We start from the raw sequence: 12,431 nt of genomic DNA, 5'->3' as shown, positions 1-12,431 counted from the left end.
GGGATCAGGCGCCGTCGAAGGCGGCCAGGACGTTCACCGTGTTGGTGCCGATCTCCGCCACGGCGTAACCGCCTTCCATGACGAACAGGGTCGGCAGGCCGAGCCGCGCCAGGCGTTCGCCCAGGCGCAGGTAGTCGTCGCTCTCCAGCTTGAACTGGGAAATGGGATCGGCCTTGAAGGTATCCACGCCCAGGGAGACCAGCAGCAGGTCCGGGGCATAGTCCTGCACGCGCGCCAGCGCTACCTCCAGGGCGGCGCTCCAGCTGTCCCAGGCGCTGCCGGCGGGCAGCGGCAGATTGAGGTTGAAGCCCTGGCCCGCCCCGCTGCCGGTCTCGTCGGCATAGCCGAGGAAGAAGGGGAATTCGAAACCCGGATCGCCGTGCAGCGAGAGGAACAGCACATCGTCGCGCGCATAGAAGATGTCCTGGGTGCCGTTGCCGTGGTGGTAGTCGACATCGAGGATGGCCACCCGCCGGGCGCCGCCGTCGAGGGCGGCCTGGGCGGCGATGGCGGCGTTGTTCAGATAGCAGTAGCCGCCCATGACATCGGCGGCGGCGTGGTGGCCCGGCGGGCGGCAGAGGGCGAAGGCGCTGCGTGCGCCCGCAGCGACCTCGGCTCCGGCACTCAAGGCCACCTGGGCGGCGCTGTAGGCGGCCTGCCAGGTGCCGGCGGTGATGGGCGCGCCGCCGTCGAAGCTGTAGTAACCCAGGCGCCCGTGCAGGCTGGTGGGCGGCAGTACCTGGCGCAGGGTGCGCGCCGGCCAGGTATAGGGCAGCAGGTCCACGGTCTCGCCGCGGGCCGCCCATTCGTCCCAGGCGCCGGCGAGAAAGTCGAGATAGGCCGTGCTGTGGATGCGTGCCAGTGGCGCCCGGCCGAAGTCCTTCGGCGGCACCACCTCGCCGAGCTGCCTACGGTGACACTCGGTGAGGATGAATTCGACGCGCTGGGGCTTTTCGAAACAGGGCTGCAACTGGCCATCGATCAATTCGCAGCGGCCGTGATGCAGGGCGTGATCGGGACTGTGGTGGATGCGCATGGCGACTCCGGGCGGCGGGCTCTCTCCAGATTCTTGCCAGCCCGGCGGCCCGCGACGAGAGGCGCTGCGGCCAAAAGGGGATAGATCCGGCCAGATTGCGCCCGGCGGCGGCCATCAGCCGCCCTTGGCTTCGTAGACCACGAAGCGCTTCAGGGTCGGCTCCAGCACCTCCCAGGTGCCCTGGAAGCCGCGCGGCACGACAAAGCTGCTGCCGGGCCCGAGACGGGTGGCGTGGCCCTGGTCATCGGTGACCAGACTCACCCCTTCGAGGATCTGGCAGTACTCCTCTTCGGTGTAATTCACCCGCCACTTGCCCACCTCGCTGTGCCAATGGCCGACGGCGAACACGCCGCTGCCATCCTCGTAGTCGAGCCAGAGGCTCTGTAGCGGATCGCCTGCCAGGCGCTTTTCCGCCGGCAGGCGGTATTGATCGGTGGGTTGGCCGCGGTCCGCGAGCAGGGTCAGCGAGGGCATGGGGAATCCTCCATGGGGACGGGAAGCGCTCAGCATACGCCGGCCGCTAGAGTCGATAACCCCGCGGCGACTGGCCGCTCCAGCGGCGGAAGGCATGGCGGAAGCTGGCCGTCTCGCTGAAACCCATCGCCTCGGCGATGCGATAGATGGGCAGCCGCTCCTGGGCCAGCAGGTCGCGCGCCCGCGCGAAACGCAACTCGTCCAGCAATTGCTGATAGCCGCTGCCGCCGGCCTGCAGGTGGCGACGCAGGCTGCGCGGCGCCATGCCGAGGTGGCCGGCCAGGGCCGCGAAGGAGGGCGGGGCCGCAAGGTCCGCACCCAGCAGGGTGCGGATGCGGGCGAGCAGGGCGCGCTGGCGATCCTGTTCGGGGGCGAGACGCCCGCACTGCTCCAGGGCGTCGCGATGGGTCACCGGATCGGCCAGTGGCAGCCCGCGATCAAGCCAGGCAGCGGGAAAGGCCAGGCCGTTGAAGGCGGCGGCGAAGGCCAGGGGCGTGGCGCCGAAGCAGTCGCCATAGCGCGCGCGATAGACCGGCTCGGCGTGCCGAAAGGCCACCTGCACCAGCGGCAGGGACGTACCCAGGAGGTCGCAGCAGATCGCCAGCAGCGACGCCAGACAGCACTCGGCGTTGCAGCGCTCCAGCTCCGGCGCGAAGGGATGGTCGTCGGCCCTGAGCCAGGCCAATTCGCCGTGGCGCTCCAGGCGCAGGGTGAAATAGGCGCCCAGCAGGCTTTGGTGGGCCAGGGCCGCCTGCAGCGCGGCGCCCAGGGTCGGGGCGCTGAGCAGGGCATAGCCGAGCAGGCCGTAGCCGGAGACGCGCAGCCGCCAGCCCAGGAGCAGCCCCAGTTCGGGCGGTGCCATCGGCAGGGCGTTGGCGATGACCCGCTGTTCCTGGGCCAGGGTGATGAGCCGATGGGGCTGTTCGAGATCGTCCAGCCGCAGGCCGCTGCCGGCCAGCAGGGGCGCCGCCCGGGCGGGCGTGTCGGCCGCCAGTTGCTGGAGGACCAGGGACACCAGGTTGAGATTGATCAGACCGGACTGACGCATGCGAAAACTCCCCGGGGCGGTGGCAGCCTTCCAAGCAAGAAGGATACCGCGCCCGCGGGGAGTTGCCGTCGGTTACCGCTCAGGTCTGGCGTGTGGGACTCAGACCTTGGCTTTCAGCGGTACGAGTCTCGGGGCGATCATGTTTTCCGGGCGCAGGATGTCGTCCAGGGTCGCCTCGTCCAGCAGATTCTCCTCGCGCACCAGCTCCAGCACGCCGCGACCGGTTTCCAGCGCCGTCTTGGCGATGCGGGTGGAAGTCTCGTAGCCCAGGTAGGGGTTGAGCGCGGTGACCAGGCCGATGGAATGCTCCACCTGGCGGCGGCAGTGCTCGACGTTGGCGGTGATGCCGGTGATGCAGTGCTCGCGCAGCATGTCCATGGCGCGCTGCAAGAGGCGGATGGAGTCGAAGATCTTGTAGGCGATCAGGGGCTCCATGACGTTGAGCTGCAGCTGGCCACCCTCGGCCGCCAGGGTCAGGGCCAGGTCGTTGCCGATGATCTCGAAGGCCACCTGGTTGACCGCCTCGGGGATCACCGGATTGACCTTGCCCGGCATGATGGAGCTGCCTGGCTGGCGCGGCGGCAGGTTGATCTCGTTGATGCCGGTGCGCGGGCCGCTGGAGAGCAGGCGCAGGTCGTTGCAGATCTTCGACAGCTTCACCGCGGTGCGCTTGAGCATGCCGGAGAACAGCACGAAGGCGCCCATGTCCGAGGTCGCCTCGATCAGGTCGGCGGCGGGCTTGAGCGGCTGGCCGCTGATCTCCGCCAGGCGCTGCACGGCCAGCAGCTGGTAGCCGGGATCGGCGTTGATGCCGGTGCCGATGGCGGTACCGCCCAGGTTGACCTCGGTGAGCAGTTCCGGCGCCAGGCTCTTCAGCCGCGCCAGGTCTTCGCCCAGGGTGGTGGCGAAGGCATGGAATTCCTGGCCGAGGGTCATGGGCACCGCGTCCTGCAGCTGGGTGCGACCCATCTTCAGCACCTCGGCGAATTCCACGCCCTTGGCGGCGAAGGCGGTGATCAAGCTGTCCAGGCTGGCGAGCAGGGCGTCATGGCCGAGCAGCAGACCCAGGCGGATGGCGGTGGGGTAGGCGTCGTTGGTCGACTGCGCCATGTTGACGTCGTTGTTCGGGTGCAGGTGGCGATACTCGCCCTTGGCGTGGCCGAGCAGCTCCAGGGCCACGTTGGCGATCACCTCGTTGGCGTTCATGTTGGTCGAGGTGCCGGCCCCCCCCTGAATCATGTCCACCACGAACTGGTCGTGGAATTCGCCGCGAATGATGCGCGAGCAGGCGTCATTGATCGCCTGGTGCTTTTCCGCGGGCAGATGGCCCAGTCGGTGGTTGGCGTCGGCCGCCGCCTGCTTGACCATGGCCAGGGCCACCACCAGCTTGGGGTAGTGACCGAGGGGTACGCCGGAGAGGCGGAAGTTCTGCACGGCGCGCAGGGTCTGGATGCCGTAGTAGGCATCGGCGGGGACTTCGAGGGTACCGAGGAGATCTTTCTCGAGGCGGACGGATGATGCAGAGTCGGACATGATAGCGTTGGGCTTCAATCGAGCGGCGGGCGCCGCGATGCCCTAGAATCTAGGCTTGCCAGCCGATCTCGGCCAATGCCGATCCGCCAAGCCTCATGCCGGATCGGCATAACTCGGGTTGTGACCTCACGAGATCAGATGACGTATGGGTGCCATGAACATCGAATTCAAATGGCTGGAAGACTTCGTGGCCCTGGCGGCCACCTACAGTTTTTCCCAGGCCGCCGAAAAGCGTTTCGTCACCCAGCCCGCCTTCAGCCGGCGCATCCGCGCCCTGGAGGAAAGCGTCGGCCTGACCCTGGTGGACAGATCCCACACCCCGGTCAGCCTCACCGAGGCCGGGCAATTGTTCCTGGTCACGGCGCGCAGCGTGGTGGAGCAGCTGGGCGAGACGGTGCGCCACCTGCACCACCTGGAAGGCGGGCAGGGCGAGGTGCTGCAATTCGCCGCCGCGCACTCCTTGGCATTGGGCTTCTTTCCGCAGTGGATCGCCGGCCTGCGCGGCCAGGGCCTGGCCCTGGCCAGCCGCCTGGTGGCCACCAACGTCGGTGATGCCATCCACGCCCTGCGCGACGGTGCCTGCGACCTGATGCTGGCCTTCCACGATCCCGATGCCGCCCTGCAGATGGATCCGGAGCTCTTTCCCTCGCTGCACCTGGCGCACACCGCCATGCTGCCGGTCTGCGCCACCGATAGCGAAGGACGACCCCTGTTCCAGCTCGACGGGCAAAGCAGTGTGCCGCTGCTGGCTTACAGCGCCGGCGCCTTCCTCGGTCGCTCGGTGAATCTCCTGCTGCGCCAGCGCAAGTTGCGCGCCGTGACCCTCTATGAAACCGCCATGGCCGACAGTCTCAAGACCATGGCGCTGCAGGGCCTGGGTGTGGCCTGGGTGCCGCAGCTGTCGGTGGCCGCGGAGCTGGCCCGCGGCGAACTGGCCATCTGCGGCGATGCCGCCTGGCAGGTCGGCCTGGAGATCCGCCTCTACCGCTGTGCCCTGTTGCGCAAGCGGCTGGTACAGCAGGTCTGGCGGCATCTCGAAAAGCAGGGGCCCTCAAGCTGAAAATCTAGCCCTGATTGTGCTGATATCGGCTTTTGTCTAGCCGACGTCCTGCAAGCCTTTTGTGCCGATCTGCGCGACACTGGCCTCTCTCTCACGGAGGTCAGCCATGCAGCGCATCCGCGTCATCGACTCCCACACCGGCGGTGAACCCACGCGCCTGGTGCTGGATGGTTTTCCCGAGCTCGGCCACGGCAGCATGGCCGAACGCCGCAGCCGTCTGGCCGGCGAGCACGACGCCTTCCGCCAGGCCTGCATGCGCGAACCGCGTGGCAACGAGGTGCTGGTCGGGGCGCTGCTCTGCGAGCCGGTATCGCCTGCGGCCAGCGCTGGCGTAGTGTTCTTCAACGAGGTCGGCTATCTGGGCATGTGTGGTCACGGCACCATCGGCCTGGTGGTCTCCCTGGCCCATCTCGGCCGGATCGGCCCCGGCGATCACCTGATCGAGACCCCGGTCGGCGACGTCACCGCCACCCTGCATGACGACGGTAGCGTCAGCGTGCGCAACGTTCCGGCCTATCGCTATCGCCACGCCGTCCGGGTGGAGATTCCCGGCCATGGCCCGGTCACCGGCGACATCGCCTGGGGTGGCAACTGGTTCTTTCTCTGTGCCGATCACGGCCAGCGCATCGCCGCCGACAATCTCGACGGCCTGCTTACCTTCAGCCTGGCCCTGCGTGGCGCCCTGGAGGCCGCCGGCATCACCGGCGAGCAGGGCGGGCACATTGATCACATCGAACTCTTCGCCGAGGATCCGGACGGCGCCGACAGTCGCAGCTATGTGCTCTGCCCGGGCCGTGCCTACGACCGTTCGCCCTGCGGCACCGGCACCAGCGCCAAGCTGGCCTGTCTCGCGGCCGATGGCGACCTGGCCCCTGGCGCCGTCTGGCAGCAGGCGAGCGTCATCGGCAGCCGTTTCGAAGCCCATTATCAGCCCGGCGACGAAGGCCGTATCCTGCCGGTGATCCGCGGCCGCGCCCATGTCATGGCCGAAGCCACCCTGCTGCTGGCCGCGGACGATCCCTTCGCCTGGGGTATTCCGGGGTGAAGCAGGTGGCGGACGTCCTCGTCGTCGGCGCCGGCATTGTCGGGGCCAGTTGCGCCGCGGCCCTGGCCGCGCGCGGCTGTCGCGTGCGGGTGCTGGACGCTGGCCTGCCTGGCGCCTCCGCCGCCGGCATGGGCCACCTGGTGGTGATGGACGACGACCCCGTCGAATTGACCCTGAGCGCACGCTCCCTGGCGCTCTGGCGCGAGCTGGTGCCCCAGTTGCCAGCCGCCGCCGACTACCGTAACTGCGGCACCCTCTGGCTGGCCCGCGATGCCGCCGAGCTGGATTTGATCGAGGCGAAGCGCCAGCGTCTGGACGCCCAGGGCGTCGCCAACCAGCCGCTGAACGCTGCGGCGACCGCCGCGGCGGAACCGGCCTTGACCGCCCTGGCTGGTAGCCTGGAGGTGCCCGGCGACGGCCTGCTCTATGCACCCGTGGTGGCCGCCTGGCTGCTACAACGCTCGCCGCTGATCGAATTCCAGCGTGCCCGGGTAAGCGCCGTCGAAGGCAGACGGGTGCGCCTGGATGACGGGCGGTGGCTGACCGCCGACGCCGTGGTGCTCGCCGCCGGCCTGCAGGCCGCCAGTCTCTGCCCGGACCTGCCGCTGGTGCCCAAGAAGGGCCATCTGCTGATCACCGACCGCTATCCCGAGCAGGTCCGCCACCAGCTGGTGGAGATCGGCTACGGCGCCAGCGCCCATGCCAGCAGTGGTGCCTCGGTGGCCTTCAACGTCCAGCCGCGCCCCACCGGCCAGTTGCTGATCGGCTCGTCGCGCCAGTTCGAGCGTCCGGACATGGCCGTGGAACCTGCGGTGGTCGGCCAGCTGCTGCGCCGCGCCCTGGATTTCCTGCCCGGTCTGACCCATACCTCGCTGATCCGCGGCTGGACCGGCCAGCGCGCCGCCAGTCCCGATGGCTTGCCGCTGATCGGCGCCCATCCCGATCAGCCCGGTCTGTGGCTGGCGGTCGGTCACGAGGGCCTGGGCGTCACCACCGCGCCGGCGACCGCCGAAGCCATCGTCAACGGACTGTTCGACGAGGGTTCCACGTTCCACGTGGAACCCTTCGCACCGGTTCGCTTCGCGACCACCCCGAGGAGCCTGGCATGCTGACCCTGTTCATCGATGGCGAGCGCCTGGAGATGCGTCCCGGCAGCCTGCTTACCGCGGCCCTGGCCAAGAGCGGCAATCCCGCCGCGCGCCGTTCGGTAGGCGGAGAAGCCCGGGCCCCTTTCTGCGGCATGGGCATCTGCCAGGAATGCCGGGTACAGGTCGACGGCGTGCGCCGCCTGGCCTGCCAGACGCCGTGCCAGGACGGCATGCAGGTGGAGCGCCTGTCATGAACGCCACGCGCTGCGATCTGCTCATCATCGGCGGCGGCCCGGCCGGTCTCGCCGCCGCCCGCGCCGCCAGTGGTCGGGGCCTGAACCTGGTGCTGCTGGACGACAATCCCTTGCCCGGTGGTCAGATCTGGCGCGCTCGTGCGGGCCAGGTCGCCGCCGAAGTCGGTCAATTGCCGGCAGACGTCACCCTGCTTACCCAGACCCGCGTCGCCGCGGTCCTTGGCTCACACCAGCTGCTGCTGGAAGACGCCCACGGCAGCCGTACCCTGGATTTCCACACCCTGATCCTCTGCACCGGTGCCCGCGAACTGCTGTTGCCGTTCCCTGGCTGGACCCTGCCCGGAGTGACCGGCGCGGGTGGTCTGCAGGCGCTGATCAAGGGTGGCGTGGAGGTGGCCGACGAGCGCCTGGTGGTCGCCGGTACCGGTCCGCTGCTGCTGGCCAGTGCCGCCACCGCGCGCCAGGCGGGTGCCCGGGTCACTCTGGTCGCCGAACAGGCCGAGCGCCGCGCGGTACTCGAGTTCGGTCTGCAGCTCTGGCGTTGGCGGAACAAGCTGCGCCAGGCGCTGACGCTGGCTACTCCTCGCTATAGCCCCGGCACCTGGGTCGAGGCGGCGCTCGGTACCGACCGTCTCGAAGCCGTGCGCCTGCGCCAGGGCGAGCGTCGCTGGGAGATCGCCTGCGACCGCCTGGCCTGCGGCTATGGCCTGGTGCCCAATGTCGAACTGGCCCTGAGCCTTGGCTGCGCGACCCTGGATGGCGCGGTGGCGGTAGATGGCCACCAGCGCACCAGCCAGCCGCACATCCTGGCCGCCGGCGAATGTACCGGTATTGGCGGCAACGAATTGGCCCAGGCCACCGGCCGTATCGCTGGTCTGGTCGCCAGCAGCCGGCTCGACGCCATTGCCAGTGTGCAGGCCGAAGCCCGGGCCTGGCGCCGCTTCGCCGCCCAACTGGCTCGCACCTTCGCCCTGAATCCGGCCATTGCCCGGCTGGCCCAGCCGGATACCCTGGTCTGCCGCTGCGAAGACGTCGCCCTCGGCGCCCTGGTCGGCCATGCCGACTGGACCCAGGCCAAGCTGCGCAGCCGCTGCGGCATGGGCGCCTGCCAGGGCCGCATCTGCGGCCAGGCCACCCGCGTCTTGCTGGGCTGGACGCCCCCGGCGCCGCGCTTTCCCCTGCAACCCACCCGTATCGACAGCCTGTTGGCCCTGACCGAGGACGAGAGATGAACGCCGTCGCCCACCTGGACGCTCTGAACCGCGCCCGGCCCGCCGACCTGCCCGCGCTGCTCGCCAGCCTGAGCCTGGTGGCGCCGCTGCTCGACGCCATCCCCGGCGTGGTGTTCTTCGTCAAGGATCTGGAGGCGCGCTATGTGCTGGTCAACCTGACCCTGGCCCAGCGCTGCGGCTTCGAGGACGTCAGCGAGTTGCTCGGCCGGACCGCCGAGGAAGTCTTTCCCGCACCCCTGGGCGGTGCCTATGCCGAACAGGATCGCCGCGTGCTGCGCGAAGGCCTGGCGCTGGACGATCAACTGGAATTACACCTCTATGCCGGTCGTACCCCGGGCTGGTGCCTGACCCGCAAGCTGCCGCTGCACGATGCCCAGGGGCGGCTGATGGGCATGGCCGGCATCTCCCACGATCTGCAGGCCCCGGCCGCCGATCATCCGGCCCACGCCAAGGTGGCCGAGGTGGATCGCTATCTTCGCGAGCACTATGCCCAGCCGCTCTCGGTGGGCGAACTGAGTCAGAGAGTCGGCCTGTCGGTCTCCCAGCTCGAGCGCCAGTGCAAGCGCATCCTGCGCCTCACGCCCCAGCAGTTGCTGCACAAGGCCCGGCTCGACGCCGCCTCGCGCCTGCTGGCCCGCGACCTGCCCGCCACCGAGGTGGCCCTGGCCTGTGGCTATACCGACCACAGCGCCTTCAGCCGTCAGTTCCGCCGTCTCACCGGCCTGTCGCCCCGGCAATACCGCGACTCTCTCAAGCCCCGTTCCCGTCTGGAGGAAACCCCCGCATGAGCACTCCCCGCGTCAACTGGAGCGGCGTCTTTCCCGCCGTCACCACCCAATTCAACGACGACTTCTCGGTCAACCTGGAGAAGACCCATGGCGTGATCAGCAACCTGGTGCGCGATGGCGTCTCCGGCCTAGTGATGTGCGGCACCGTGGGCGAGAACACCTCCCTGACCCTGGAAGAAAAGATCGCCCTGGTGGAGGTCGCCAAGGACGCCGCCGGTGGTCGCGTACCGGTGATCTGCGGCGTGGCCGAATTCACCAGCCTCAATGCCACCCGCACCGCCCAGGCGGTGGGTCGCGCCGGCGCCGACGGTATCATGCTCATGCCGGCCCTGGTCTACTCGGCCAAGCCCCACGAGACCGCCGCCCACTTCCGCAGCGTGGCCAGCGCCCTCGACCTGCCGCTGATGGTCTACAACAACCCGCCGATCTATAAGAACGATGTCACCCCGGACATCCTCATCTCCCTGGCCGACGTCGACAACATCGTCTGCTTCAAGGACTCCTCCGGCGACACCCGTCGCTTCATCGACGTGCGCAACGAGGTGGGCGACCGCTTCGTGCTCTTCGCCGGTCTGGACGACGTGGTGCTGGAAAGCATCGCCGTGGGCGCCGAAGGCTGGGTGTCGGGCATGTCCAACATCTTCCCTACCGAAGGCGAAACCATCTTCCGCCTGGCCAAGGCCGGTCGCTTCGCCGAGGCCATGCCGCTTTACGAATGGTTCATGCCGCTGCTGCACCTCGATGCCCGCCCGGACCTGGTGCAGTGCATCAAGCTCTGCGAAGAACTCGCCGGCCGCGGCAGCGCCCTGACCCGTCCGCCGCGCCTGGCCCTGCCCGACGCGGACCGCGCCTTCGTCGAACGCCTGATGGCCAAGGCCCTGGAAACCCGGCCGCAGTTGCCTGACGTGGGGATCTGAGGCAAGGCCTTATCGCGGCCATGGCGGTCCGCCGACGTGGCCGCTCTTACAGGTTCAGATACGACTGTAGGAGCGGCCCATGGCCGCGATAAAAACCACCCCTCACGCCGCGCCAATCCGCCCCCTCTCCCGCCTGCGGGAGAGGGCTGGGTGAGGGCGCTCTTCGGAGCGATCCCACCTCAAGCGTCCAGGTATCTAGCCCGCACCTCTCGCCCCACACCACCACCCATCCCATGAGCGCCACATCCTGTCTTCCAACCGACAGGCGATACCCGGCGCAGGGGCACGCTCCGCCCCGCTTTCGTCTATACTAGGCCGCTCATTTCCCAAGCCACGTCCACCGCGTGGCTTCTTCATTTCAGAGGCACGACGATGAGCGCACTCGTAGGCGTGATCATGGGCTCCAAGTCCGACTGGTCCACCCTGAGCCACACCGCCGACATGCTGGACAAGCTGGGCATTCCCCACGAAGTGAAGGTGGTCTCCGCCCACCGCACCCCCGATCTGCTGTTCCAGTACGCCGAAGAGGCCGCCGGGCGCGGTATCGAGGTGATCATCGCCGGTGCCGGTGGCGCTGCCCACCTGCCGGGGATGTGCGCTGCCAAGACCCACCTGCCGGTGCTCGGCGTGCCGGTGCAGTCGTCCATGCTCTCGGGCGTCGACTCCCTGCTGTCCATCGTGCAGATGCCGGCCGGTGTACCGGTCGCCACCCTGGCCATCGGCAAGGCCGGCGCCATCAACGCGGCCCTGCTGTCCGCCAGCATTCTCGGCGGCAAGTACCCCGAATACCACGAGCGGCTCAACGCCTTCCGCGAAGAGCAGACCCGCACCGTGCTGGACAACCCCGATCCGAGGGAGCAGGCATGAAGATCGGCGTCATCGGTGGCGGCCAGCTGGGCCGCATGCTCGCCCTGGCCGGCACGCCGCTGGGCATGAACTTCGCCTTTCTCGATCCGGCGCCTGACGCCTGCGCCGCCGCCCTGGGCGAACACCTGCGCGCCGACTACGGCGACCAAGATCACCTGCGCCAGCTGGCCGACGAGGTCGATCTGGTGACCTTCGAATTCGAGAGCGTCCCGGCCGAGACCGTGGCCTTTCTCTCGCAATTCGTGCCGGTCTATCCGTCCGCCGAAGCCCTGCGCATCGCCCGTGACCGCCTGTTCGAGAAGTCCATGTTCCGCGATCTGGGGATCCCCACCCCGGCCTTCGCCGACGTCCTCTCCCAGGCCGACCTGGACGCTGCCGTGGCCCGTATCGGCCTGCCGGCGGTGCTCAAGACCCGCACCCTGGGTTACGACGGCAAGGGCCAGAAGGTCCTGCGCCAGCCGGAAGACGTCACCGACGCCTTCGCCGAACTGGGCAGCGTGCCCCTGCTGCTGGAAGGCTTCGTGCCCTTCACCGGCGAGGTCTCCCTGGTCACGGTGCGCGGTCGTGATGGCGAGGTGGCCTGCTACCCGCTGGTGCACAACACCCACGAGAGCGGCATCCTGCGCCTGTCGGTGGCCAGTTCCGACCATCCGCTGCAGGCGCTGGCCGAAGACTATGCCCGCCGCGTGCTGGAACAGCTCGACTACGTCGGCGTGCTGGCCTTCGAATTCTTCGAGGTCGAGGGTGGGCTAAAAGCCAACGAGATCGCCCCGCGCGTGCACAACTCCGGGCACTGGACCATCGAAGGCGCCGAGTGCAGCCAGTTCGAGAACCACCTGCGCGCCGTGGCCGGCCTGCCGCTGGGCTCCACCGCCAAGGTCGGCGAGAGCGCCATGGTCAACTTCATCGGCTCGGTACCGCCGGTAGCCGCTGTCACCGCCCTGGAAGACTGCCACCTGCACCACTACGGCAAGGCCTTCAAGGCCGGGCGCAAGGTCGGTCACGCCACCCTGCGCAGCACCGACGCCGCGACCCTGCAGACCCGCATCGCCGCCCTGGAAGCCCTGATCCAGGATTGATGCCAGACGG

13 protein-coding genes are annotated in these 12,431 nt (G+C 68.8%); 9 read left to right on the top strand and 4 right to left on the bottom strand.

The annotated features are described in order from the left end of the window. Nucleotides 1-4: 4 nt before the first annotated feature. From POR01S_RS07410 to POR01S_RS07395, 4 genes are all read right to left on the bottom strand, one after another. Entirely contained in the window at nt 5-1,036 is a 1,032-nt protein-coding gene (locus POR01S_RS07410; RefSeq protein ID WP_042134888.1) for a histone deacetylase family protein, read from the bottom strand. A gap of 114 nt (nt 1,037-1,150) precedes the next feature. Then, nucleotides 1,151-1,510, bottom strand: coding sequence for a cupin domain-containing protein (locus POR01S_RS07405; RefSeq protein ID WP_042134886.1), 360 nt, complete (start codon nt 1,508-1,510; stop codon nt 1,151-1,153). Between the two features lie 46 nt (nt 1,511-1,556). Further along, complete coding sequence (locus tag POR01S_RS07400) at nt 1,557-2,558, bottom strand: AraC family transcriptional regulator (RefSeq protein WP_042134884.1); 1,002 nt, start codon at nt 2,556-2,558, stop codon at nt 1,557-1,559. A 99-nt stretch (nt 2,559-2,657) separates the two neighbouring features. After that, nucleotides 2,658-4,091, bottom strand: coding sequence for an aspartate ammonia-lyase (locus POR01S_RS07395; RefSeq protein ID WP_027598670.1), 1,434 nt, complete (start codon nt 4,089-4,091; stop codon nt 2,658-2,660). A gap of 154 nt (nt 4,092-4,245) precedes the next feature. Between POR01S_RS07395 and POR01S_RS07390 the strand changes: the two genes are divergently transcribed. From POR01S_RS07390 to POR01S_RS07350, 9 genes are all read left to right on the top strand, one after another. Continuing rightward, a complete protein-coding gene (locus POR01S_RS07390) occupies nt 4,246-5,151 on the top strand; it encodes a LysR substrate-binding domain-containing protein (protein WP_027600461.1) in 906 nt (301 codons plus the stop codon). Between the two features lie 106 nt (nt 5,152-5,257). Next, complete coding sequence (locus POR01S_RS07385; RefSeq protein WP_027598664.1) at nt 5,258-6,196, top strand: 4-hydroxyproline epimerase; 939 nt, start codon at nt 5,258-5,260, stop codon at nt 6,194-6,196. Then, nucleotides 6,193-7,308: an NAD(P)/FAD-dependent oxidoreductase gene (locus POR01S_RS07380; protein WP_042134881.1), complete on the top strand. Its 1,116-nt coding sequence runs from the start codon at nt 6,193-6,195 to the stop codon at nt 7,306-7,308. Before POR01S_RS07385 ends, POR01S_RS07380 begins: the two co-directional genes overlap by 4 nt. Then, entirely contained in the window at nt 7,302-7,538 is a 237-nt protein-coding gene (locus POR01S_RS07375; RefSeq protein ID WP_042134880.1) for a (2Fe-2S)-binding protein, read from the top strand. Before POR01S_RS07380 ends, POR01S_RS07375 begins: the two co-directional genes overlap by 7 nt. Beyond that, nucleotides 7,535-8,770: an NAD(P)/FAD-dependent oxidoreductase gene (locus tag POR01S_RS07370; protein ID WP_042134878.1), complete on the top strand. Its 1,236-nt coding sequence runs from the start codon at nt 7,535-7,537 to the stop codon at nt 8,768-8,770. The genes POR01S_RS07375 and POR01S_RS07370 overlap by 4 nt, the downstream gene beginning before the upstream one ends. Next, complete coding sequence (locus tag POR01S_RS07365) at nt 8,767-9,558, top strand: AraC family transcriptional regulator (RefSeq protein WP_081875180.1); 792 nt, start codon at nt 8,767-8,769, stop codon at nt 9,556-9,558. Before POR01S_RS07370 ends, POR01S_RS07365 begins: the two co-directional genes overlap by 4 nt. Then, the gene (locus POR01S_RS07360; protein ID WP_042134876.1) at nt 9,555-10,475 is read left to right on the top strand and encodes a dihydrodipicolinate synthase family protein; all 921 of its coding nucleotides are present in this window, start codon (nt 9,555-9,557) and stop codon (nt 10,473-10,475) included. The genes POR01S_RS07365 and POR01S_RS07360 overlap by 4 nt, the downstream gene beginning before the upstream one ends. Nucleotides 10,476-10,847: 372 nt before the next feature. Next, the gene (gene purE / locus POR01S_RS07355) at nt 10,848-11,342 is read left to right on the top strand and encodes a 5-(carboxyamino)imidazole ribonucleotide mutase (RefSeq protein WP_027598658.1); all 495 of its coding nucleotides are present in this window, start codon (nt 10,848-10,850) and stop codon (nt 11,340-11,342) included. Then, on the top strand, nt 11,339-12,421 hold the full coding sequence (locus POR01S_RS07350; RefSeq protein ID WP_042134874.1) for a 5-(carboxyamino)imidazole ribonucleotide synthase: 1,083 nt from the start codon (nt 11,339-11,341) through the stop codon (nt 12,419-12,421). Before purE ends, POR01S_RS07350 begins: the two co-directional genes overlap by 4 nt. Nucleotides 12,422-12,431: the final 10 nt, after the last annotated feature.

It is taken from the genome of Pseudomonas oryzihabitans NBRC 102199 (assembly GCF_000730625.1).
Lineage (GTDB): Bacteria > Pseudomonadota > Gammaproteobacteria > Pseudomonadales > Pseudomonadaceae > Chryseomonas > Chryseomonas oryzihabitans.
Note: the sequence above shows the minus strand (reverse complement) of the source record. Positions and strands in the feature narration are given on the sequence as shown.